The sequence below is a fragment of the Streptomyces sp. CNH189 genome (assembly GCF_000527195.1).
The window spans coordinates 23,506-47,132 of the sequence record NZ_AZUS01000031.1; the positions used below are offsets into that span (position 1 = coordinate 23,506).

Genomic DNA, 23,627 nt, shown 5'->3' on the forward strand with positions numbered 1-23,627 from the left:
CGTGAACGATGCGACGGCGGCACGGCGGCGGGCCGTGGTGGTGGACCGTCGGGGCGGCGCGGGTCATGCGTTGCTGACCACGTCCCAGTCGGGTGCGAGGCGTCCGGCAGCCGTGGACCGTACGGCTCGTGCCGACCACACCCTGGAACTGCGGCGGCTCCCGGACCGTGCGGGCATGCCGGGGGCGGTACGTCGGGGGAGGCCGGGCGCGCCGCCGGAACCCGCGTCGGCCGGTGCGCACGCCACGCGTCCGGGGCGGTTCCTCGGCGTCGGGCCGGAGGGCGAGCCCGCCACCTATGCGGTGCGGCTGCATGCGCCGCGCCGGAGGGAGCAGGGCCGGACGGAGCAGGGCCGCACGGAGCGACTCGGAACGGAGCAGGGCCGGACGGAGCAGGTGCAGGGGGCGCCTGAGCCGTGGCGGTTGCCTGCGGGAGTGGCCGATGCGGTCGGCCGTGCGGACTCGGTCGGCCGTGCGGACTCGGTCGGCCGGGAGACGCCGGAAGGGGTGCCCGAGCCGGGGCCTCCGCCGGGGCGGTGGGGACCGGCGTTGCGGGAGCGGCTGCCGCTGTGGGTGCAGGTCCGGTGCGGGTTGGAGCGGCGCAGTGTGGTGGCGCTCTCCGCACTGCTCGTCCTGGCCGTGGTGTTCGCCGTGCAGCACTTCTGGACGGGGCGCACCCAGCCGGTGCGGGCACCGGAGGTGGTGCAAGCCGGTGCGGCCTCGCAGACCTCGCGGGAGGAAATGACGGACGGCGGAGCGAGCCCGTCGGGCGCACCCGGCCTCACGGTGGCGGCAGGAGGCTCGGCGGCTCCCGAGATCGTGGTCGACGTCAGCGGCAAGGTACGGCACCCCGGCGTTCACCGCCTGCCCTCCGGCTCACGCGTCGAGGACGCCCTGAAGGCGGCCGGCGGAGTACGTCCCGGTGCGAAGACCGGCAGCCTCAACCGCGCCCGTTTCCTCGTGGACGGCGAGCAGTTGGTCGTCGGAGGCCCGGCACCCGCGGGCGCCGCGGCCCCCGCTGCCCCGCCCGGCCCGGGTGCGGCGGCCGGTCCCACCGCGCCCGTCTCCCTGAACACCGCCACCGTCGACCAGCTCGACACCCTGCCCGGCGTCGGTCCCGTGCTGGCCCAGCACATCGTCGACCACCGCACCCGCAACGGCGGTTTCCGCTCGGTGGACGAACTGCGCGAGGTCAACGGCATCGGCGACCGCCGGTTCGCGGACCTGCGCGACCTCGTACGCCCATGAGTACCCGGACACCCACCGCGCCCGGGGCACCGGAGGACACGGCACCCGCGCCGCGCCCCTCCGTCCACGCTGCCTCCGGCAAGCGGCTCGGTGCTTCGCATCCGCGCCAGGAGGGGCCGACCGACCTCCGGCTGGTCCCGCCCGCGCTCGCCGCCTGGGCCACGGCGGCGGTCACGCTGCACGCCCCGCCCGGCTGGACCGTGGCCACCGTGGCCGGCTCGGTCCTGACCGCCGCCGCTCTCCTCCCGGCGCGAGGCCGCCTGACGGAGCGGGCCCGGGGCACCGTCCACGCCGTCGCGGCCGTGCTGCTGTGCGTCGGGGCCGCCGCCGGTTCGGCCGGCCTGCACGGCGTGGACGTCCGGCGCGGTCCCGTCCCGGAGCTGGCCCGGGAGTACGCCCGCGTCGTCGCGGAGGTGGAGGTCACCGCGGACCCCCGGCTCACCCGGCCCCGGGTCAGCGGCGACCACATGGCCCCGACGTCCGTGCTGATCGAGGCCGACGTGCGGCGGGTGGAGCGGGCCGGCGCGACGGCGCGGACGACCCGCGCACCCGTCCTGCTGATCGTCGACACGGGCGCGGCCGGCCGGGGCGGTGGGGTCGACGGGGCCGGTCCCGCGACGGGCGGGCGGGGCTCGCCGTGGCTGGGCCTGCTGCCCTCCACCCGGCTGAGGGCCGAGGGAGGGCTGGCACCCGCGCGGGAGGGCGGCGACCGGTTCGCGGCGGTGCTGCGGGTGCGGGGCCGCGACGGTCCACAGACGGTGGACGGGCCGTCGGGCCCGCAGCGGCTGGCGGGACGGCTGCGGGCCGGACTGCGCGAGGCGACCGAGGACCTGCCGGCGGACGCGCGGGCGCTGCTGCCGGGCCTGGTCGTCGGCGACACCGCGCGGGTCACCCCGGAACTGGATCTGGCGTTCCGGGAGACCGACCTCACGCACACCCTCGCCGTGTCCGGCGCCAACTTCACCATCCTGCTCGCCCTGCTCCTCGGGCCGCCCGGGCTGGCGCAGCAGGCCGAGCGACGGGGACTCGCGCCCCGCCTCGGCATCTCCCTGCGGACCACGGCGGTGCTGGGCGCGGTGCTCTCCCTCGCGTTCGTCGTCGTGTGCCGGCCCGACCCCAGCGTGCTGCGCGCCGCCGCCTGCGGATCGGTCGCCCTGCTCGCGCTCGCCACCGGCCGCCGCAGATCCCTGGTCCCGGCCCTGGCGACGGCCGTCCTGCTGCTGGTGCTGTACGACCCATGGCTGGCCCGCAGTTACGGCTTCCTGCTCTCGGTGCTGGCCACCGGCGCGCTGCTCACCCTCGCGGCGCGCTGGAGCGAGGGACTGCGCCGCCACGGGGTGCCGCCCCGCGTCGCGGAGGCCCTGGCGGCGGCGGGCGCGGCCCAGGCGCTCTGCGCCCCGGTGGTCGCCGTGCTGTCCGCGCGGGTGAGCCTGGTGGCGATCCCGTGCAACCTGCTCGTCGAGGCCGCGCTCGCGCCGGCCACGGTGCTGGGCTTCCTGGCCCTGGCCACCGCGCCGGTCGCGATGCCGTTGGCCGAGGCGGTGGCCTGGTGCGCGGGCTGGCCCGCCGGGTGGATCGCGAAGGTCGCCCGCACCGGGGCGGCCATGCCCGGCGCGGGGGTGGACTGGCCCGGCAGTTGGACCGGCGCGGCGGCCCTCGGCGCCGTCACCCTGGCCGCGCTGCTCGTGGGGCGGCGACTGCTGCGACACCCTTGGTGGTGCGCGGCGTGCGCACTGCTGCTGGCGCTGCTGGTGGTGCAGCCCCGGCCGCTCGTCCGCCCGATCACGGGCTGGCCGCCGCCGGACTGGCGGATGGTGATGTGCGACGTGGGACAGGGCGACGCGCTGGTGCTGGCGGCGGGCGAGGGGACCGGGGTGGTCGTGGACGCCGGACCCGACCCGGTCCTCGTCGACCGCTGCCTGGACTCCTTGGGCGTCACCCGCGTCCCCCTGGTCGTGCTGACCCACTTCCATGCCGACCACGTGGCCGGTCTGACAGGGGTGCTGCGCGGACGTGCGGTGGGTGCCATCGGGACGACGGCCTTCGAGGAACCGGCCGACCAGGCGGCGTTCGTCCGGAGAGCCGCGGCCGACGCGGGGGTTCCGGTGACCCGGGTCGTCGCGGGGGAGCGGCGGCGGGCCGGCGACCTGTCCTGGGAGGTGGTGTGGCCCCCGCCCGGCGCCCACCCGGCGGTGGAGGGCCCGAACGACGCCAGCGTGGCCATGCTGGTCCGCACCGGGGGCTTGCGCCTGCTGCTCCTGGGCGACCTGGAACCTCCGGCCCAGCGCGCCCTGGCCCGGTCACCGGCGGCACGGGACCTGACCGGCGTCGACGTCCTCAAAGTCGCCCACCACGGCTCGGCGTACCAGGATCCGGGCCTCGTGAGCCTTACCGCCCCCCGGCTGGCGCTGATCAGCACCGGCGAGGACAACTCCTACGGCCACCCCGCCCCGGGGACGGTCGACGCGCTGCGCGCCGGGGGAGCGGTGGTGCTGCGTACGGACCGGGACGGGGCGCTGGCGGTCACCGTCGGTACGGACGGGAGCGGAGAGCTGGAGGTGGCGCGACACTGAGAGCATGACCGAGGGGACGAACCCCGCGACGATCGACGCCTATCTGCGCCGCCTGGGGGTGGAGCAGCCGGCCCGGCCCACCCTGGACGCCCTGCGCGAGCTGCATCTGAGTCATCTGCGGACCGTGCCGTTCGAGAACCTCTCCGTGCATCTCGGCGAGGAGATCGTGCTGGAGGAGAAGCGGCTGCTGGACAAGGTGGTGGAGGCCGGGCGCGGCGGGTTCTGCTACGAACTCAACGGTGCCTTCGGGACGTTGCTGACCGCGCTCGGCTACGACGTCGCCCTGCTTCCCGCGCGCGTCCACGGCGAGGGCGGCCGGCTGGGCATCCCGTACGACCATCTCGCGTTGCGGGTGCGGACGGTGGACGGCGGGGACCGGCTGGTGGACGTCGGGTTCGGGGCGCACTTCCATCTGCCGCTCGCCTTCGGGGAGCGGCGGGAGCAGCAGGACCCGGCGGGCGTGTTCCGGATCGTGGAGGCCGGGGCGGACGCGGCCGGGGCGCGCGGCGGGCACGGCGCGAAGGAGGCGGCGGACCTGGACGTGCTGCACGACGGCCGGCCCGTGTACCGGCTGGAGGTACGGCCCAGGGTGCTCGGCGACTTCGCTGCCGGGGCGTGGTGGCACAGCACCTCACCGGCGTCCCACTTCCCGCGGTCGCTGGTGTGCTCGCGGGTCACCGCGGACGGCGGCCGGGTCACGCTCAGCGGGCGGCGGCTGACGGTCACGGCGCCGGACGGGACGCGACAGGTGCGGGAGATCGGGGCGGACGAGGAGGTGCTGGACCTCTACCGGGACGAGTTCGGGATCACGCTGGACGCGGTGCCGGCGGTGCGGGGTGCCGGTACGGACGGCTGACCCCGTACCGGACAATGACCCGTGTGAGTGATGTGCGACATGTGCTGGTGCTGCCCGACCGGGACGCGGCCGAGGAGGTGGCCGAGGCGCTGGAGGAGCGCTTCGGCGTCGACGAGGAGCCGCGGCTCGTGCGGGACGCCCTCGCGGGGGAGGACGACGCGGAGGACGCGCAGTGGCTCGTCCTCCTGCGGGACGAGGCGGGGCGGCTGGACGCCGGCGAGCTGAACGAGTTCGTGGCCCGGTGGGACGGCTGGCGCGAGGAACCGTAGCCACCGGGGCGCGGCGGCCGCGTACCGGGCCCGCGAGTCCGGCCGGGCGGGGATGTCGGTGGCCCGTGGGATGCTTGTCGGCGATGGCCAGGAAGAACGCATCCGACGACCCCCTCGCCCCCGTGACGCTCGCCGTGGGCCAGGAGGAGCTGCTGCTCGACCGCGCCGTGCGGGAGGTGGTGGCCGCCGCGAAGGCCACGGACCCCGACACGGACGTGCGCGACCTGACCCCGGACCAGCTTCAGCCGGGCACCCTCGCCGAGCTGGTCAGCCCTTCGCTGTTCGCCGAGCGCAAGGTCGTGGTCGTGCGGAACGCGCAGGACCTGTCGGCCGACACCGTCAAGGACGTCAAGGCGTACCTGTCCTCGCCCGCCGAGGAGATCACCCTCGTCCTGCTGCACGCGGGCGGCGCGAAGGGCAAGGGGCTGGTCGACGCGGCCCGCAAGGTGGGCGCGCGGGAGGTGGCCTGCCCGAAGATGACCAAGCCGGCGGACCGGCTGGCCTTCGTGCGGGGCGAGTTCCGTGCCACCGGGCGGTCGGCGACGCCCGAGGCGTGCCAGGCCCTGGTCGACTCCATCGGCAGCGATCTGCGTGAGCTGGCCTCCGCGGTGACGCAGCTGGTCGCGGACGTCGAGGGCACGATCGACGAGGCCGTCGTCGGCCGGTACTACACCGGGCGGGCCGAGGCGTCGAGCTTCACGGTCGCGGACCGGGCGGTCGAGGGACGCACGGCGGAGGCCCTGGAGGCCCTGCGCTGGTCGCTGTCGACCGGCGTGGCCCCGGTGCTGATCACCAGCGCGCTGGCCCAGGGCGTTCGGGCCATCGGCAAGCTGTCCTCGGCGCGCGGCGGCCGGCCCGCGGACCTGGCGCGCGAGCTGGGCATGCCGCCGTGGAAGATCGACCGGGTGCGGCAGCAGATGCGCGGTTGGACCCCGGACGGGGTGTCCGTGGCGCTGCGCGCGGTCGCCGAGGCGGACGCGGGCGTCAAGGGCGGCGGGGACGACCCGGAGTACGCCTTGGAGAAGGCGGTCGTCACCATCGCCCGCGCGGCCCGCTCCCGCGGCCGCGCGTGACTGACGAGCGTGCTCGCCGACTTCATTGACGAGCGCCCCCGTCGGCTCTGTTGACGAGCGCCCCCGTCGACCCCGCTGACCAGTGCCCCCGCCTCCCGTTGACGAGCGCCCTGTCGGCCCTGCTGACGAGTGTGCTCGCCGACTTCATCGACGAGCGCCTCCGCCGGCTGCTGACGAGCGCTTCCGTCGGCCCCGCTGACCAGTCCCCGCTAACCCGCTGACCAGCGTGCGTGCCAGCCCTCGCTGACGAGCGCCCCCGCCCGCCCCGCTCGACGAGCGCGCTCGCCCCCACCGTGAGCGCGGCGGGGCGAGCCGACCCCGGCCCCCGGGGCGTCGCGGAAGCCCACTCCCCGCGCGGCGGCACGCCGAAGGCCCCGCTCCCGCCCTGGGGAAGGGTGGGGAGACGGGGCCTTCGGATGAAGCCGATGAGCTCGTACCCGCGTGGCGAACGCAGGCCGCGTACGAGCTCGTGGTGCCGGCAGGGGGCGGATGAGAGAGGGCCCGCCCGGGTCCCGCCGACGATCAGATCAGGGTGATTCAGGCCTTGACGGCCGCGACCTTCTGAGCCAGCGCCGACTTCTTGTTGGCGGCCTGGTTCTTGTGGATGACGCCCTTGGAGACGGCCTTGTCGAGCTGACGCGCGGCAGCGCGCTGGTACTCGGTGGCCTTCTCGACGTCACCCGCGGCAGCGGCCTCGCGGGCCTTGCGGATCGCGGTCTTCAGAGAGGACTTGACGGCCTTGTTGCGCAGCCGCGCCTTCTCGTTGGTCTTGTTCCGCTTGATCTGGGACTTGATGTTCGCCACGAATGAGCCTCTACAGGTTCTGGCACGGGGCCGTACGGGGCCGCACGGATTCCGTACCGGGTGATTTCTTGGGTGTGCCTCGCGCTGAGAGGGCATGAGACACAGCCCCCCACACTACCAGCGGCCGATTCGGTGGCCCAAACCCGTCCCCGGTCCCCACGCGTGGGACCATGGAGGCTACGTATCGATCCGACCCGAGACCGCAGACGGACAAGCACACGTATGCGGACGCCTCAAGAATCAGGACCCTGCGTGCCCGCGATCCCCAGCCATGTGCCCGAGCCGAGCCGTACCGACCCGGCGCTGATCCGCAATTTCTGCATCATCGCCCATATCGACCACGGCAAGTCCACGCTCGCCGACCGGATGCTCCAGCTGACCGGTGTGGTCGAGCAGCGGCAGATGCGCGCTCAGTACCTCGACCGCATGGACATCGAGCGTGAGCGCGGCATCACGATCAAGTCCCAGGCGGTGCGGTTGCCGTGGGCCCCGACCCACGACAAGGGCAACACGCACATCCTCAACATGATCGACACCCCGGGGCACGTCGACTTCACGTACGAGGTCTCCCGTTCGCTCGCGGCCTGCGAGGGGACCATCCTCCTCGTCGACGCGGCCCAGGGCATCGAGGCGCAGACCCTCGCCAACCTGTACCTGGCGATGGAGAACGACCTCCAGATCATCCCGGTCCTCAACAAGATCGACCTGCCGGCCGCTCAGCCGGAGAAGTTCGCCGAGGAGCTGGCGAACCTGGTCGGCTGCGACCCGGACGACGTGCTGAAGGTCTCCGCGAAGACCGGTCTCGGCGTCGAGGCGCTGCTGGACCGCGTGGTCGCCGAAGTGCCCGCCCCGGTCGGCGTCGCGGACGCCCCCGCCCGCGCGATGATCTTCGACTCGGTCTACGACTCCTACCGCGGTGTCGTCACCTACGTCCGTGTCATCGACGGCCAGCTCAACAAGCGCGAGCGCATCCGGATGATGTCCACCGGCGCCACCCACGAGCTGCTGGAGATCGGCACCAACTCGCCCGAGATGCTGCCGGCCGACGGCCTCGGCGTCGGCGAGGTGGGCTACCTGATCACCGGTGTGAAGGACGTCCGTCAGTCGAAGGTCGGTGACACCGTCACCAGCCAGCACAAGGGTGCCGAGGAGGCGCTCGGCGGCTACAAGGACCCCAAGCCGATGGTGTTCTCGGGCCTCTACCCCCTGGACGGCTCGGACTACCCGGAGCTGCGCGAGGCCCTGGACAAGCTCCAGCTCAACGACGCCGCCCTGGTCTACGAGCCGGAGACCTCCGCCGCCCTCGGCTTCGGCTTCCGCGTCGGCTTCCTCGGCCTGCTGCACCTGGACGTGATCCGTGAGCGGCTGGAGCGCGAGTTCGGGCTCGACCTGATCGCCACCGCGCCCAACGTGGTCTACCGCGTGGTCATGGAGGACGGCAGCGAGCACACCGTCACCAACCCGAGCGAGTTCCCCGAGGGGAAGATCGACGAGGTCTACGAGCCGGTCGTGCGCGCCACGATCCTCGCACCCAGCGAGTTCATCGGCGCGATCATGGAGCTGTGCCAGACCCGGCGCGGTGTGCTGCTCGGCATGGACTACCTCTCCGAGGACCGCGTCGAGATCCGCTACACCCTGCCGCTCGCCGAGATCGTCTTCGACTTCTTCGACCAGCTGAAGTCCAAGACCCGCGGCTACGCCTCCCTCGACTACGAGCCCACCGGCGAGCAGACCTCCAGTCTGGTCAAGGTGGACATCCTGCTGCACGGCGACAAGGTGGACGCGTTCTCCGCGATCACCCACAAGGACCAGGCGTACGCGTACGGGGTACGGCTCGTCGCCAAGCTGAAGGAGCTGATCCCGCGGCAGGCGTTCGAGGTGCCCGTGCAGGCGGCCATCGGCTCGCGGGTCATCGCCCGCGAGACCATCCGCGCCATCCGCAAGGACGTGCTGGCCAAGTGCTACGGCGGTGACATCTCCCGTAAGCGGAAGCTGCTGGAGAAGCAGAAGGAAGGCAAGAAGCGGATGAAGATGGTGGGTTCCGTGGAGGTTCCGCAGGAGGCCTTCATCGCCGTCCTGTCCAGCGACGAGAACGCCGGATCGGGCAAGGGCAAGAAGTAACCGCCTGTTACCGCGGGTCACTCCGCAATTCGGGCGAAACGGGGGCCCGCCGCGCGCACGCGCGGCGGGCCCTGCGTGTCGGTCACGTGGCTGTCTGTGTGAAGTTACAGGCCGTGGCCCCTTACGCGGTGGCCGGTCGACCTTTACTCTGTCCGTGCTCGATAGTTACTCGCGAGTTAAACAACGACGCGAGGAAACCCCAGCCGCACTGAGTCAGCCGCACCGTCGCGGGCCCCGGAGGATGTCGTGAGCGACACACAGACACTGATCGAGAACCGTCCGCCGAGCGTGGCGACCCTCTTCCTGGAGCGTGTGGCGGCCACACCGGACGCCGAGGCCTATCGCTACCCGGTCCCACCGGCCTCCGGAGAGGGCCCGGACGACTGGAAGTCGCTGAGCTGGTCCGAGGCCGCCGAGCGGGTCCACGCGATCGCGGCCGGCCTGATCGAACTGGGCGTGCAGCCGGAGGAGCGGGTCGCCCTCGCCTCCTCCACCCGGGTCGAGTGGATCCTCACCGACCTCGGCATCCTCTGCGCCGGCGCCGCCACCACCACGATCTATCCGCAGACCAACGCCGACGAGTCGGCGTACATCCTGTCCGACTCACAGAGCCGGGTGCTCATCGCGGAGAACGGCGAGCAGGCCGCCAAGGCCGTCGCCAAGCGCGACGAGCTGCCCGATCTGACCCGCGTGGTGGTGGTCGACGCGGAGGGCGTCGACACCGACGACTTCGTGATCAGCCTGGCCGAGCTGGAGAAGCGCGGCGCCGCCCGCCTCCAGAAGGAGCCGGAGCTGATCAAGGAGCGGGTCGCGGCGATCACCAAGGACCAGCTCGCCACCCTCATCTACACCTCCGGCACCACCGGCCGCCCCAAGGGCGTGCGCCTGCCGCACGACAACTGGTCGTACATGGCCAAGGCGATCGCCGCGACCGGCCTGGTCAGCAGCGACGACGTGCAGTACCTGTGGCTGCCGCTGGCCCACGTCTTCGGCAAGGTCCTCACCTCCGGCCAGATCGAGGTCGGCCACGTCACCGCGGTCGACGGCCGCGTCGACAAAATCATCGAGAACCTGCCGGTGGTCCAGCCGACCTACATGGCCGCCGTGCCCCGCATCTTCGAGAAGGTCTACAACGGCGTCGCCGCCAAGGCGAAGGCCGGCGGCGGTGCCAAGTACAAGATCTTCCAGTGGGCCGCGGGCGTCGCCCGCGAGTACGCCAAGGTCACGCAGGACAACTTCCGCCGCACCGGCAGCGCGACCGCCCCGGCCGGACTGCGCACCAAGCACGCCCTCGCCGACAAGCTCGTCTACGCCAAGATCCGTGAGGCCTTCGGCGGCCGGCTGCGCGCCTGCGTCTCCGGCTCCGCCGCCCTCGCGCCCGAGATCGGCTACTTCTTCTCCGGCGCCGGCATCCACATCCTGGAGGGCTACGGTCTCACCGAGTCCTCCGCGGCCTCCTTCGTGAACCCCGGCGAGGCCTACCGCACCGGCACCGTCGGCAAGCCGCTCCCCGGCACCGAGGTCCGCATCGCCGACGACGGCGAGATCCTGATGCGCGGCCCCGGCATCATGCAGGGCTACCACAACCTGCCCGAGAAGACCGCCGAGGTCCTGGAGGAGGACGGCTGGTTCCACACCGGTGACATCGGTGAGCTGTCCGCCGACGGCTACCTGCGCATCACCGACCGCAAGAAGGACCTGATCAAGACCTCCGGCGGCAAGTACATCGCGCCCGCCGAGGTCGAGGGCCAGTTCAAGGCGGTCTGCCCGTACGTCTCCAACATCCTCGTGCACGGCGCCGACCGGAACTACTGCACCGCCCTCATCGCCCTCGACGAGCCGTCCATCACCGCCTGGGCGGCGGAGAACGGCATGGAGGGCAAGTCCTACGCGGACATCGTCGCCGCCCCGGCGACGGTCGAGATGGTCGACGGCTACGTCAAACAGCTCAACGAGGGCCTGCAGCGCTGGCAGACCATCAAGAAGTTCCGCCTGCTGCCGCGTGACCTCGACGTCGAGCACGGCGAGATCACCCCGAGCCTCAAGCTCAAGCGGCCGGTGGTGGAGCGCGAGTACAAGCACCTCATCGAGGAGATGTACGAAGGCGCGCGGGAGGCCTGAGACGCGGGGGCCGAGACGTCGGGGCCCGGCAGGCGTCACCCGGCACGCGGTGCCGTAGACGCGGGCCTGATACGCGCGGGCGTCCCATGAAGGGCTGTCCGTGGAGCAGGAGCAAGGGGGCGGGCTGCCTCCGGACCGAGCGGTCCGGAGGCAGCCCGTCCCCTTCGCCGTGCGCGCCGGACCGCCCGGTGGTCCGGCCCGACGCCGGAACGACCGCCGGGCCCGCGGCCCGCGCCCCGTCCTCCTCGCTAGCCGAGACGGCCACGGCTGTCAGTCCGTAACGTTCCGGATTCTTCGGCCGGCGTCCCGCCGCTACCTTCCGAAGCGCCGATGGACCGGACCCCCCGGACCACAGCCGCGACCAGGGAGGCCACGTTGACCCCGCACCGCCCCACGCGCAGAAGCATCCTGAAGTCGGCCGGAGGCGTCTCGGCCGCCATGGCCCTGGGAGCCGGCGGGGTGCTGGCGGCGGCGCCCACGTCGGCGGCGCGCGGGGCCGCCGTGCAGGAGTACGCGGCGGGCCGTGCCGCCTTGCGGCTGGACGCGGCCGTACCCGCATTCTGGCGCGAACTGATCACCGGCTGCCTCGCCCCCACCCACGCCGCACGGGCCGCGCACGCCGCCGAGAGCCTCCAGGCGCGGATCGCGGCCCACCGGACGGTCCGGAGCGCCCCCGCGCGCCCGCGCAACCGCGCGCGCGTCGCTCTGCTGGCGGCGTCCTTGTGTGCCGTGGGAGCGGCCACGCTCACCGAGGCGGGGTCCGAGAGCGGGGCCGGTACGGCCAGGTCGGCGCGGATCGAGGTGTTCAACGCCCAACGAGGCTGTCAGGACCGGTCCGACCGGCCGGCGCAGTGCAGCCTCGGGCTGGCCGTCGACCCGCGGCGGGCCTACACCGCGGAGAACGTCGTGCCGACCCGGGTGTGGCACGGAGACGTCCTGCCCGCCGACTGCCGGCTGGACGGCGGGGTGCCCATCACCGACGAGGAGGCCCTGCGCTCCGACAGTTGGTTCCGCGTCTCGCTCCCGCGCACCGGCGCCACCGCCTGGCTGCCCGCCGTCCGTACGAAGGACCGCCCGTCGCTTCCGCACTGCCCGCCCACCGCCGCCGCGGTGAACGGCTGAACGGGGCCCGCCCGAGGACGTCCCGGCGTGCCCGCGAGAGGGCTCCCGGGAATCCATCGTGGGCCGGCGCGGTTGCCTCTCGCCATGAGGGCAATCGGATTGAGCACCTACGGCGGCCCGGACGTTCTGCGCGAGGTGGAGCTGCCCGCGCCCGAGGCGGGCCCCGGCGAGGTCCGGATCAGGGTGCACGCGGCCGCCGTGAACCCCACCGACGCCATGATGCGCACCGGAGGCCACGCCGCCCGGATGCGGGACATCCCGCCGCCGTTCCTGCCCGGCATGGACGCGGCGGGCGTGATCGACCAGCTCGGCCCCGGCGTCGACGACCGGCTCGCCGTGGGGCAGCGGGTCGTCGCCCTGGTGCTGCCCACCCGTCCGGAGGGCGGCGCCTACGCCGAGCAGATCGTCGTGCCCGCCGCGTCGGTCGTCCCCGCGCCCGCCGGGTCCGGCCACGCCGAGGCCTCCACCCTGCTGATGAACGCGGCCACCGCCCGGCTGGCCCTGGACACCCTCGCCCTCCCGGCCGGCGCGACCGTCGCCGTGACCGGCGCGGCCGGTGCCGTCGGCGCGTACACGATCGAACTGGCCAAGGCCGACGGGCTGACCGTCGTCGCGGACGCCGCCCCGCACGACCGTGACCTGGTCCGCGGCTTCGGCGCCGACCACGTGGTCGACCGGGGCACGGACGTGGCCGAGCGTGTCAGGGCGCTGCTGCCGGACGGCGTACCCGGGCTGGTGGACGGTTCCCACCAGCGGGACGAGGTCGTCCCCGCCGTGGCGGACGGCGGCACGCTGGTCGAGCTGAGGGGATGGCAGGGGCCGGACGAGCGCGACATCACGGTGACCCCGGTCTTCGTCGCGAGCGTCGCCACCGACACCGCCCTGCTGGACACGCTGCGCCGGCAGGCCGAGGAGGGCGTGCTGTCCCTGCGTGTCGCCAAGGTGCTTCCGGCGTCCGACGCGGCCGAGGCGCACCGCCTGCTCGAAGCCGGGGGGCTGCGCGGCCGCCTGGTCCTCGACTTCTCCTGACCGCGACCGGCCGTCGCGGCCGCCCCGGCCGCCCCAGCCCCCCGGTCCGGTCGCGGTCGCCCGGCACCCCGCCCCGTCCTTCACGGTGGGCGCGGGGTGTGCGCCTCCTCGTTCCCCGATGACCGAAAACGAGCGGTTGCGTCTCCACTCTTGAACGAAGACGGAGCACTGTTCCCCCGACAAGCGATCCACTTTCGTGACTCCACGCTTATGGGTGGGTCCGTTCTGTCACCCTGTGGGCAGCGACGAGGTTCTATTCGTACGAACTGCCCGGGGAGCTGCCCATGCGGGCCATTCCGACCCAACGGGAGACCACCTCGTGCGCCCCCGACGTGCGGGGGTGCACGCGGGTGGAGGCGACGCTGTCCGGAAGTCCCCTCGCCCCGGGCTCCGCACGCGCCCTGCTGCGCAAGACACTCACCGAGTGGGCGCAGCTCTCGCCGCCCGGCGCGGATCTCCTCACCGGCCGGGTCGGCGACGACGCCGCCCTCGTCGCCAGCGAACTCGTCACCAACGCCGTCGTCCACGCCGGCACCGAGGTGCACCTGACCTGCCGGCTGGAGGAGGACACCGGCGCACTCGTCGTCGAGGTCGCCGACCACCACCCCGCGCGCGCCCCGCACGACGGCGCACCGGAGGCGCCGGCGCACGACACCCCCGAGTACGGGCGCGGTCTGCGCCTGGTCGCCGCGCTCGCCGAGTCCTGGGGCATCACCTACCGCCCCGGCACCAAGACCGTGTGGGCGCGGCTGGCGGCCCACGACCACGCGGCGGGCGACCTCGCCGAGACGTACGCCGGGGAGCGCGACCCGGCGCGGGACCTGCGGGCCGCCGCCCACCTGGCCTCCGACCCGCTCGCACCCCGGGCACGGACCGGCCCGCGCGACGGCACCCGGGACGCCTGGCGGGCCGCCTCCTACGGCGACGACTGGCTGGCCCGCCGCCCCGGGCGGGACGGCGCCTGGCTGGGCCGGGGCGCGCTCTCCTTCCTGGCGGAGGCCTCCGACCTGCTCGCCGGGCAGCTCGACGAGGACCTGGTCGCCTCCCTCGCCGGACAGCTGATCGTGCCGCGGCTCGCCGACTGGTGCGCGGTCTGGTTGGAGGACGAGACCACGGCCCTCGGTGGCCGGCCCGGCGGCACCCGCGCCGGCGGCCGGCTCGCCCGCGTCTGGCACGCCGGCGAGCAGTACGTCGAGGAGCTGAGCCGGGTGCTGGAGGGGAACCCGCCGCCGCACCCCGACGACCCGCTCGGCACGGACCCCGTGCCCTACCCGTGGCCCCGGCCCGCTGTGGCCGATTTGGTGGGTGCGGGCCCCGGTCCGGTCGAGGACACCGGTGGGGCCCGTGGGGGTGCTGTGGAGGGGGCGGCCGCCGCGCCGCCCGGGACCGCGCTCGCCTACCGGCTCGTGGCCGGAGGGCGCCCGCTCGGCACCCTGGTCATCGGCCGCGGCGGCATCGACCGCTTCCCCGACGAGATCACCGGGCTGGTCGAGGACCTCGGACGACGGGTCGCGCTCGCCATCGGCGCCGCCCGGCAGTACGCCCGCCAGGCCACCATCAGCGCCGTGCTGCAGCGCGGCCTGCTGCCCGGCGCCGTCGCCGAGATCCCCGGCGTGCGCAGCGCCCTCGTCCACGAGCCGTGCGACAAGGGCGGCCCCAGCGGCGACTTCTACGACCTCTTCCCGGCCGGCCGCGGACGCTGGTGCTTCGCCGTCGGCGACGTCCAGGGCAAGGGACCCGAGGCGGCCGTCGTCATCGGACTGGTCCGGCCCTGGCTGCGGCTGCTCGCCCGCGAGGGCTACCGCGTCGCCGACGTCCTCGACCGGCTCAACCAGCTCCTCCTCGACGACGCCACCGAGGCCGCCGACGCCGCCGCCCGCGCGCTGGTGGCCGCAGGCGCCCGCCCGACCGCCCCCGGCGACGGTCCCCAGACCCGCTTCCTCTCCCTCCTCTACGGCGAGCTCGTCCCCTTCGACGGCGGCGTGCGCTGCACCCTCGCCTCCGCCGGACACCCCCTGCCCCTCCTGCTCGGCCCCGAGGGCACCGTCCGTACCGTCGCCCAGCCCCAGACGCTGCTCGGGGTCGTCGAGGACGCCACGTACACCAGCGAGACCTTCGAGATGTACTCCGGCGACAGCCTGCTGTGCGTCACCGACGGGGTCACCGAGCGGCGCTCCGGGTCGCGGCAGTTCGACGACGGTGACGGACTGGCCACGGCGCTGGCGGGCTGCGCCGGCATGGAGGCCGGGGCCATAGCGGAACGGATCACCCGGCTGGTGCACGACTTCGGGGCGCGGCCCCCGGCGGACGACCTCGCCCTGCTGGTGCTCCAGGCGGAGTGAGCACGCCAGGGCGTACGCGCCCCGGCGCGGGCGGCGTGGAAGGGGAGCGGGCGGGGTGCGGGACAATGGAGCACATGCCTTCCGCACTCCCCGACGGCGAGCCCGTCCCCGCCGACGGCGCGCTGCCCGCGTCCGCGCTCGCGGGGGCGGCCGACCGCCCCCTCGGGTTCTACCTGCACGTCCCCTACTGCGCGACCCGCTGCGGCTACTGCGACTTCAACACCTACACCGCGACCGAGCTGCGCGGCAGCGGCGGTGTGCTGGCCTCCCGCGACAACTACGCCGAGACCCTCGTCGACGAGGTCCGCCTGGCCCGCAAGGTGCTCGGCGACGACCCGCGGCCGGTGCGCACGGTGTTCGTCGGCGGAGGCACACCCACGCTGCTCGCCGCCGGTGACCTGGTGCGGATGCTGGGCGCGATCCGTGAGGAGTTCGGGCTGGCGCCGGACGCCGAGGTCACGACGGAGGCGAACCCCGAGTCGGTCGACCCCGCCTACCTGGCGGAGCTGCGGGCCGGCGGCTTCAACCGCGTCTCCTTCGGCATGCAGAGCGCCCGGCAGCACGTGCTGAAGGTCCTCGACCGCACGCACACCCCCGGCAGGCCCGAGGCGTGCGTCGCCGAGGCCCGCGCGGCCGGGTTCGAGCACGTCAACCTCGACCTGATCTACGGCACGCCGGGGGAGTCGGACGACGACTGGCGTGCGTCGCTGGACGCGGCGATCGGCGCCGGACCGGACCATGTGTCCGCGTACGCGCTGATCGTCGAGGAGGGTACGCAGCTGGCCCGGCGGATCCGGCGGGGCGAGGTGCCGATGACGGACGACGACGTCCACGCGGACCGGTATCTGATCGCCGAGGAGCGGCTGTCGGAGGCGGGGTTCTCCTGGTACGAGGTGTCGAACTGGGCCACCTCGGAGGCGGGGCGTTGTCTGCACAACGAGCTGTACTGGCGGGGGGCCGACTGGTGGGGGGCCGGGCCCGGGGCACACTCGCACGTGGGTGGGGTGCGGTGGTGGAACGTGAAGCATCCGGGGGCGTATGCGGGGGCGCTGGCCGCGGGTAGGTCGCCGGGGGCGGGGCGGGAGGTGTTGTCCGCCGAGGATCAGCGGGTCGAGCGGATTCTGCTGGAGCTGCGGCTGCTGGACGGGGTGCCGTTGGATCTTCTCCGGGCGGACGGGCTTGCCGCTGCGCGGCGGGCGCTGTCGGACGGTTTGCTCCGTCCCGAGTCCTTCGAGGAGGGGCGGGCTGCCCTCACCCTGCGGGGGCGGCTGCTGGCTGACGCCGTGGTGCGCGACCTGGTCGACTGACCGGAGGTTTCCTCGCCCCCGCCGCCCCTTCCCGTCCCGAGGCTCCGCCCCGGACCCCGCTCCTCAAACGCCGGACGGGCTGATTCTCAGCCCGTCCGGCCCCAGGGGCGACGGGTCAGGATGACGGGGCCGTCACGAAGTCGATGAGTTCCTCCACGCGCCCGAGGAGCTGGGGCTCCAGGTCCTTGAACGAGTGGACGGAGCCAAGGATCCGCTTCCACGCCTCACCCGTGTTGGCCACCCGCCACCCCAGCGCCTCGCACACCCCCGTCTTCCAGTCCTGCCCCCGCGGCACCCGGGGCCAGCCGGCGATCCCCACGGACGCCGGCTTCACCGCCTCCCAGATGTCGATGTACGGGTGACCGACCACCAGCGCGTGCTCACTCGTCACCGCCTGGGCGATCCGCCACTCCTTGGAACCCGGCACCAGGTGGTCCACCAGCACCCCCAGCCGCGCGTCCGGCCCGGGGCCGAAGGACTCGACGATCGACGGCAGGTCGTCCACGCCCTCCAGGTACTCCACGACCACGCCCTCGATGCGCAGGTCGTCGCCCCACACCTTCTCGACCAGCTCGGCGTCGTGCCGGCCCTCGACGTAGATGCGTCCCGCGCGGGCGACGCGCGCCCGAGCGCCCGGGACGGCCACCGAGCCGGACGCCGTGCGGGTGGGCCGCGCCGGGCCGGACGCGGGCCGGACCAGCGTGACGACGCGCCCCTCCAGCAGGAACCCGCGCGGCTCCAGCGGGAACACCCGGTGCTTGCCGAAGCGGTCCTCCAGGGTGACCGTGCCCGCCTCGCAGCGGATCACGGCACCGCAGAAGCCGGTGCCGGGCTCCTCCACCACGAGGCCCGGCTCGGCGGCGACCTCGGGCGCGGGCTGCGACTTCTTCCACGGAGGGGTCAGATCGGCGGAGTACTGGCGCATTCCGCCGACGATACGAGGATCGTGCCGGGGGCGATCAGTCCGACACGCCGAACCGGGCCGCCAGCGCGTCCCGTTGGGCCCGCACGAACCCCGCGTCGACCACCGCTCCGTGACCGGGCACGTACACCGCGTCCTCGCCGCCGAGCCGGAGCAGCCGGTCCAGCGCGTCCGGCCAGCGGGACGGCACGGCGTCGGGTCCGGCCTGCGGTTCGCCCGACTCCTCGACCAGGTCGCCGCAGAAGACGACCCCCGGGTCGCCGGGCACCAGGACGGCGAGGTCGTGGGCGGTGTGGCCCGGGCCCACGTTCGCCAGCAGCACCCGCCGCCCGCCGCCCAGGTCGAGCGTCCACTCCCCGGACACCGCGTGCCGGGGCGGCGTCAGCGCGTCCACCGCCTCGTCCGCCACCCGCGCGTCCAGCCCCCAGCGCACCGCGTCCGCGCGCAGCTCCTCGCGCCCCCGCCCGGAGAGCGCCGCGTCCAGCCCGACCGCGCCGTACACCTCGGCGCCCGCGAACGCCGACGCCCCGAGGACGTGATCGAAGTGGGGGTGGGTGAGCGCGAGATGTGTCACACGGCGGCTGGTCAGCTCCAGCGCCTCGGTCCGCAACCGCGCGCCCTCGGCCGGCGCGGAGCCCGCGTCGACGGCCAGGAGGCCGTCGGTGCCCACCACGAGCCCCGCCGTGCAGTCCCACACCGGCAGCCGGCGCCGACCGACCCCCGGCGCCAGTTGCTCCCATCCCGACTCTTCCCAAGTCACGGTCATGACCGGGACGCTAGCGGGGGACGACGACGCCGGGCACGGCGGCACGGACCGGCCTTGCCGGGGGCGTACCCCCCGGCCGTACACTGGGCCGGGGAAGTCTGGCACTCGCGTGCGAAGAGTGCCAGGGTCGTTACCGGGCGGAAGTCAGCTGGAGGTGTGCGTGATGCTCAGTGAACGCAGGCTCCAGGTGTTGCGCGCGATCGTCCAGGACTACGTGGGCACCGAGGAGCCCGTCGGCTCCAAGGCGCTCACCGAGCGGCACAACCTCGGCGTCTCCCCGGCCACCGTGCGCAACGACATGGCGGCCCTGGAGGACGAGGGCTTCATCGCCCAGCCGCACACCAGTGCCGGGCGCATCCCCACCGACAAGGGCTACCGGCTGTTCGTCGACAAGCTGGCCGGCGTCAAGCCGATGAGCCCGCCCGAGCGGCGGGCCATCCAGAACTTCCTCGAGGGCGCCGTCGACCTCGACGACGTCGTGGCCCGGACGGTGCGGCTGCTGGCGCAGCTCACCCGCCAGGTCGCCGTGGTGCAGTACCCCTCGCTGACCCGGTCGACGGTGCGGCACGTGGAGCTGCTGTCCCTCGCCCCGGCGCGGCTGATGCTGGTGCTGATCACCGACACCGGCCGGGTCGAGCAGCGCATGGTCGACTGCCCGGCGCCGTTCGGTGAGGCGTCCCTGGCCGACCTGCGGGCGCGGCTCAACAGCCGGGTCGCGGGGCGCCGGTTCAGCGATGTGCCGAGTCTGGTGGAGGACCTCCCGGAGGCCTTCGAGGCCGACGACCGCGGTACGGTCTCCACGGTGCTCTCCACTCTCCTGGAGACGCTCGTCGAGGAGAACGAGGAGCGGCTGATGATCGGCGGTACCGCCAACCTCACCCGCTTCGGACACGACTTCCCCCTCACGATCCGGCCCGTCCTGGAGGCGCTGGAGGAGCAGGTCGTGCTCCTCAAGCTGCTCGGCGAGGCGCAGGATCCGGGTGTGACCGTACGGATCGGTCACGAGAACGCCCACGAAGGACTCAACTCCACGTCCGTCGTGTCGGTCGGCTACGGTTCGGGCGGCGAGGCTGTCGCCAAGCTCGGCGTGGTCGGACCGACCCGCATGGACTACCCCGGAACGATGGGAGCGGTACGCGCAGTGGCACGGTACGTCGGACAGATCCTGGCGGAGTCATAGGTGGCCACGGACTACTACGCCGTACTCGGCGTACGCCGCGACGCGTCGCAGGAAGAGATCAAGAAGGCCTTCCGGCGGCTCGCCCGCGAGCTGCATCCGGACGTCAATCCGGATCCGAAGACCCAGGAGCGGTTCAAGGAGATCAACGCCGCCTACGAGGTGCTGTCGGACCCACAGAAGAAGCAGGTCTACGACCTCGGCGGCGACCCGCTGTCCCAGTCCGGCGGCGCCGGCGGCGCGGGCGGCTTCGGGGCCGGCGGGTTCGGCAACTTCTCCGACATCATGGACGCGTTCTTCGGCACGGCGTCGCAGCGCGGGCCGCGCTCGCGCACCCGCCGGGGCCAGGACGCCATGATCCGCATCGAGGTGGAACTGGACGAGGCCGCGTTCGGCACGACCAAGGACATCCAGGTCGACACGGCGGTCGTCTGCACCACGTGCAGCGGCGAGGGCGCCGCGCCCGGCACCAGCGCGCAGACGTGTGACATGTGCCGCGGCCGCGGTGAGGTCTCACAGGTCACCCGGTCCTTCCTGGGCCAGGTCATGACGTCCCGCCCGTGCCCGCAGTGCCAGGGCTTCGGCACCGTCGTGCCCACGCCCTGCCCGGAGTGCGCGGGCGACGGCCGGATCCGCTCCCGCCGCACGCTCACGGTGAAGATCCCGGCCGGTGTCGACAACGGCACCCGGATCCAGCTGGCGGGCGAGGGCGAGGTCGGCCCGGGCGGCGGCCCCGCCGGTGACCTGTACGTCGAGATCCACGAGCTGCCGCACTCGCAGTTCCAGCGGCGCGGCGACGACCTGCACTGCACGGTCACGCTGCCGATGACAGCGGCGTCGCTGGGCACCAAGGTGCCGCTGGAGACGCTGGACGGCCTGGAGGAGGTCGACATCCGGCCCGGCACCCAGTCCGGCCAGTCGATCCCGCTGCACGGCCGGGGTGTCACCCATCTGCGGGGCGGCGGTCGCGGTGACCTCATCGTCCACGTCGAGGTGCAGACCCCGACCAAGCTGGACCCGGAGCAGGAGCGCGTGCTGCGGGAGCTGGCCAAGCTGCGCGGCGAGGAACGGCCCCAGGGCCAGTTCCAGCCCGGGCAGCAGGGGCTGTTCTCCCGGCTGAAGGACGCCTTCAACGGACGCTGACCGGCGTGCGCCGGGGCGAGGCCGCTGCTGCCGGGGGGTCCGGGGGTCGCCCCCGGGGGCAGGCACAGTCAGCCCGGGCAGCAGGGGCTGTTCTCCCGGCTGAAGGACGCCTTCAACGGGCGCTGACCCGCTTTCCCGCGGAGGGCCGCCGATGTGCTCGGCGGCCCGCCGAAAAGTGGCGTATGCCAAGGGGAAGGGCCGATGCGGAGTTGGTCGGGGGACGTGACAACATTTGGTCATGTCCTCCGTACTGACCGATCTCTTCCGGCACCCGATCGTGCAGGCGCCCATGGCGGGCGGCATCTCGGTGCCGCAGCTCGCCGCCGCCGTGTCCGAGGCCGGCGGGCTCGGTTTCCTGGCCGCCGGGTACAAGACCGCGGACGGGATGTACCAGGAGATCAAGCAGCTGCGGGGACTGACCTCCCGCCCTTTCGGCGTCAACCTCTTCCTGCCCCAGCCGGAGACGGCCGACCCCGCCGCCGTCGACGTCTACGCCCACCAGCTGGCCGGTGAGGCCTCCTGGTACGAGACCGGGCTGGGCGACCCTGACAGCGGCCGTGACGACGGCTACGACGCCAAGCTCGCCGTGCTGCTCGACAACCCCGTGCCGGCCGTGTCGTTCCACTTCGGCGTGCCGGCCCGCGAGGTCGTCGACGCGCTGCACCGCGTCGGCACGGTCACGCTGGTCACCGCCACCACCGCCGAGGAGGCGCGCGCCGTGGAACGGGCCGGCGCCGACGCGGTGATCGCCCAGGGCGTCGAGGCCGGCGGCCACCAGGGCACCCACCGCGACGCCCCGGAGACGGACGGCGGCGGCATCGGACTGCTGTCCCTGGTCGCCCAGGTCCGCGAGTCCGTCGGCATCCCGGTCGTCGCCGCGGGCGGCATCATGCGCGGCGGGCAGATCGCCGCCGTGTGCGCGGCCGGGGCCTCCGCCGCCCAGCTCGGCACCGCCTTCGTCGCCGCCCACGAGTCCGGCGCGCACGCCCTGCACAAGCAGGCCCTGACCAACCCCCTCCACGTCCGCACCGAGCTGACCCGCGCCTTCACCGGCCGCCCGGCGCGCGCCCTGGTCAACCGCTTCCTGCGCGAGCACGGCCCCTACGCGCCCGCCGCCTACCCGGAGGTCCACCACCTGACCGCGCCGCTGCGCAAGGCCGCCGCGAAGGCCGGGGACGCGCAGGGCCTGGCGCTGTGGGCGGGACAGGGCCACCGGATGGCCCGCGAGCTGCCCGCCGGCCAGCTGGTGGAGGTGCTGGCCGCCGAACTGGCCGCCGCCCGGACAGCGTTGTCGGCGGGAGGCACCCGATGACCGCGCCCGTCTTCGTCGTCGACCACTTCGACACCGGTGACACCGGCCGCCATGTGCTCGACGGCCCCGAGGGACGGCACGCCGTCTCCGTGAAGCGGCTGCGCGCCGGTGAGGAGGTCGTCCTCACCGACGGGGCGGGCCGCTGGGCCGCGGGCGAGGTGGACGGCACCGAGGGCAAGGACCGGCTGATCGTGCGGCTCGGCGAGATCGTCGAGGAGCCCGCGGAGACGCCCCGGCTGACCGTCGTGCAGGCGCTGCCCAAGGGCGACCGGGGCGAGCTGGCCGTGGAGACCATGACCGAGGTCGGCGTCGACGCGATCGTGCCCTGGTCGGCCTCGCGCTGTATCACCCAGTGGAAGGGCGAGCGGGGCGCGAAGGCCCTCGCCAAGTGGCGGGCGACGGCCCGGGAGGCGGGCAAGCAGTCGCGCCGGGTGCGGTTCCCGGAGGTCGCGGACGCGGCGACGAGCAAGGGGGTTGCCTCACTTCTCGCCGAAGCGGAGTTCGCGGCGGTGCTGCACGAGAGCGGGACGGAGCCGTTGGCCGGCGTTCCGTTGCCGGACTCCGGGCGGATCGTGCTGGTCGTCGGACCTGAAGGTGGGGTGTCCCCCGAGGAGTTGACGCTGTTCGAGAGCGTCGGGGCGCGGGCGTATCGCCTGGGGCGGAGTGTGCTGCGGACGTCCACGGCGGGGACGGCTGCGGCGGCGCTGCTGCTGGGGCGTACCGGACGCTGGTCCTGACCTCGCGGGGCTCCGCCCCGGACCCCGCTCCTCGAACGCCGGAGGGGCTTGATCTGTGGCTCCGCCTCTGCGAGGGGGCGCCACACGTGGCCCGATGCGCCCTACCGCCGCGCGAGCGGCAGTGGCACGCTGCCGTGCATGGGGGCGAAGAACTGGGCCCGAGGAGGGCCGCGTCGGCGGCGGCACACCGCCGTCGTCGTGTTCGCCGTGGCCGCGGTCACCGGCGTGACCGCCTGTGAGGGCGGCAGCCTCAGCTCCGCCGCCGTCGCGCTCACCACCGACGGCACGGTGACGAAGGAGCTCAACCGGCAGAAGGACAAGGTGCGCTGGCTCACCTGCGACGCGTCCTTCGGTGACCGGGGCGGCTCCGCCTCACCGGCGTCGCGGGAGACCGCCGCCTCGGTCGACTGCGAGGGCGAGACCGAGGGCGGCAAGGAGATCACCGTCACCGGCAAGGTCACCCACGCCGTCAACGGCGCCTGCGTACGCGGGGATCTCACCGCCAAGGTGGACGGCCGGCAGGTGTTCCACGTCGAGGGACTGGGCGACTGCGACTCCAAGAACCCGCCCCGAGTGGGCGATCCCACGCAGCGCGGCGCCGAGCCCACCGTCACCGTGACCGTCACGACGACGGTGTGGTGCGACCAGTACCCCTCCTGTCGCCCCGTCGAGGGCAAGTGATCCGAACCCCTGGCCCGACGGGGCGC

19 protein-coding genes are annotated in these 23,627 nt (G+C 73.9%); 16 read left to right on the forward strand and 3 right to left on the reverse strand.

Annotation, left to right across the window (positions count from 1 at the left end; genetic code table 11):
* Positions 1 to 571 precede the first annotated feature (571 nt).
* From B100_RS0131410 to holA, 5 genes are all read left to right on the forward strand, one after another.
* Positions 572 to 1,246: a ComEA family DNA-binding protein gene (locus B100_RS0131410; protein WP_106967136.1), complete on the forward strand. Its 675-nt coding sequence runs from the start codon at positions 572 to 574 to the stop codon at positions 1,244 to 1,246.
* Complete coding sequence (locus tag B100_RS0131415) at positions 1,243 to 3,819, forward strand: ComEC/Rec2 family competence protein (protein ID WP_024888339.1); 2,577 nt, start codon at positions 1,243 to 1,245, stop codon at positions 3,817 to 3,819. The genes B100_RS0131410 and B100_RS0131415 overlap by 4 nt, the downstream gene beginning before the upstream one ends.
* A gap of 4 nt (positions 3,820 to 3,823) precedes the next feature.
* Positions 3,824 to 4,675, forward strand: a complete 852-nt coding sequence (locus tag B100_RS0131420; RefSeq protein WP_024888340.1) for an arylamine N-acetyltransferase family protein — start codon at positions 3,824 to 3,826, stop codon at positions 4,673 to 4,675.
* 23 nt (positions 4,676 to 4,698) lie between these two features.
* Positions 4,699 to 4,944: a hypothetical protein gene (locus tag B100_RS0131425; RefSeq protein WP_037723888.1), complete on the forward strand. Its 246-nt coding sequence runs from the start codon at positions 4,699 to 4,701 to the stop codon at positions 4,942 to 4,944.
* Between the two features lie 83 nt (positions 4,945 to 5,027).
* Positions 5,028 to 6,017 carry a DNA polymerase III subunit delta gene (gene holA, locus B100_RS0131430; RefSeq protein WP_024888341.1) on the forward strand — a complete coding sequence of 330 codons (990 nt, stop codon included), beginning with the start codon at positions 5,028 to 5,030 and terminating at the stop codon, positions 6,015 to 6,017.
* Positions 6,018 to 6,554: 537 nt separating this feature from the next.
* Here the strand turns inward: holA and rpsT are convergent.
* Entirely contained in the window at positions 6,555 to 6,821 is a 267-nt protein-coding gene (gene rpsT / locus B100_RS0131440; RefSeq protein WP_024888342.1) for a 30S ribosomal protein S20, read from the reverse strand.
* A 252-nt stretch (positions 6,822 to 7,073) separates the two neighbouring features.
* Between rpsT and lepA the strand changes: the two genes are divergently transcribed.
* From lepA to hemW, 6 genes are all read left to right on the forward strand, one after another.
* A complete protein-coding gene (lepA, locus tag B100_RS0131445; RefSeq protein ID WP_024888343.1) occupies positions 7,074 to 8,942 on the forward strand; it encodes a translation elongation factor 4 in 1,869 nt (622 codons plus the stop codon).
* 246 nt (positions 8,943 to 9,188) lie between these two features.
* Positions 9,189 to 11,063 (forward strand): AMP-dependent synthetase/ligase, encoded by a 1,875-nt coding sequence (locus B100_RS0131450; RefSeq protein WP_024888344.1) that lies wholly within the window; start codon positions 9,189 to 9,191, stop codon positions 11,061 to 11,063.
* 375 nt (positions 11,064 to 11,438) lie between these two features.
* Positions 11,439 to 12,185, forward strand: coding sequence for a hypothetical protein (locus tag B100_RS0131455; protein WP_158686761.1), 747 nt, complete (start codon positions 11,439 to 11,441; stop codon positions 12,183 to 12,185).
* Between the two features lie 84 nt (positions 12,186 to 12,269).
* A complete protein-coding gene (locus B100_RS0131460; protein ID WP_024888346.1) occupies positions 12,270 to 13,214 on the forward strand; it encodes an NADP-dependent oxidoreductase in 945 nt (314 codons plus the stop codon).
* 284 nt (positions 13,215 to 13,498) lie between these two features.
* Positions 13,499 to 15,556, forward strand: a complete 2,058-nt coding sequence (locus B100_RS0131465; RefSeq protein WP_024888347.1) for an ATP-binding SpoIIE family protein phosphatase — start codon at positions 13,499 to 13,501, stop codon at positions 15,554 to 15,556.
* Positions 15,557 to 15,630: 74 nt separating this feature from the next.
* Positions 15,631 to 16,863: a radical SAM family heme chaperone HemW gene (gene hemW / locus B100_RS0131470; RefSeq protein WP_024888348.1), complete on the forward strand. Its 1,233-nt coding sequence runs from the start codon at positions 15,631 to 15,633 to the stop codon at positions 16,861 to 16,863.
* A gap of 115 nt (positions 16,864 to 16,978) precedes the next feature.
* Here hemW and B100_RS0131475 read toward each other — a convergent pair whose 3' ends face one another.
* Complete coding sequence (locus B100_RS0131475) at positions 16,979 to 17,788, reverse strand: DUF3097 domain-containing protein (RefSeq protein WP_024888349.1); 810 nt, start codon at positions 17,786 to 17,788, stop codon at positions 16,979 to 16,981.
* Between the two features lie 34 nt (positions 17,789 to 17,822).
* On the reverse strand, positions 17,823 to 18,551 hold the full coding sequence (locus B100_RS0131480; RefSeq protein WP_024888350.1) for an MBL fold metallo-hydrolase: 729 nt from the start codon (positions 18,549 to 18,551) through the stop codon (positions 17,823 to 17,825).
* Between the two features lie 163 nt (positions 18,552 to 18,714).
* Here B100_RS0131480 and hrcA point away from each other — a divergent pair, with 163 nt between their 5' ends.
* From hrcA to B100_RS0131505, 5 genes are all read left to right on the forward strand, one after another.
* Positions 18,715 to 19,731, forward strand: a complete 1,017-nt coding sequence (gene hrcA, locus B100_RS0131485) for a heat-inducible transcriptional repressor HrcA (protein ID WP_024888351.1) — start codon at positions 18,715 to 18,717, stop codon at positions 19,729 to 19,731.
* Positions 19,732 to 20,871 (forward strand): molecular chaperone DnaJ, encoded by a 1,140-nt coding sequence (dnaJ, locus tag B100_RS0131490; RefSeq protein WP_024888352.1) that lies wholly within the window; start codon positions 19,732 to 19,734, stop codon positions 20,869 to 20,871. It begins immediately after the preceding gene.
* A 238-nt stretch (positions 20,872 to 21,109) separates the two neighbouring features.
* Entirely contained in the window at positions 21,110 to 22,183 is a 1,074-nt protein-coding gene (locus B100_RS0131495; RefSeq protein WP_024888353.1) for a nitronate monooxygenase, read from the forward strand.
* A complete protein-coding gene (locus B100_RS0131500; protein ID WP_024888354.1) occupies positions 22,180 to 22,920 on the forward strand; it encodes a 16S rRNA (uracil(1498)-N(3))-methyltransferase in 741 nt (246 codons plus the stop codon). The genes B100_RS0131495 and B100_RS0131500 overlap by 4 nt, the downstream gene beginning before the upstream one ends.
* A 138-nt stretch (positions 22,921 to 23,058) precedes the next feature.
* Complete coding sequence (locus B100_RS0131505; RefSeq protein ID WP_051490105.1) at positions 23,059 to 23,601, forward strand: hypothetical protein; 543 nt, start codon at positions 23,059 to 23,061, stop codon at positions 23,599 to 23,601.
* Positions 23,602 to 23,627: the final 26 nt, after the last annotated feature.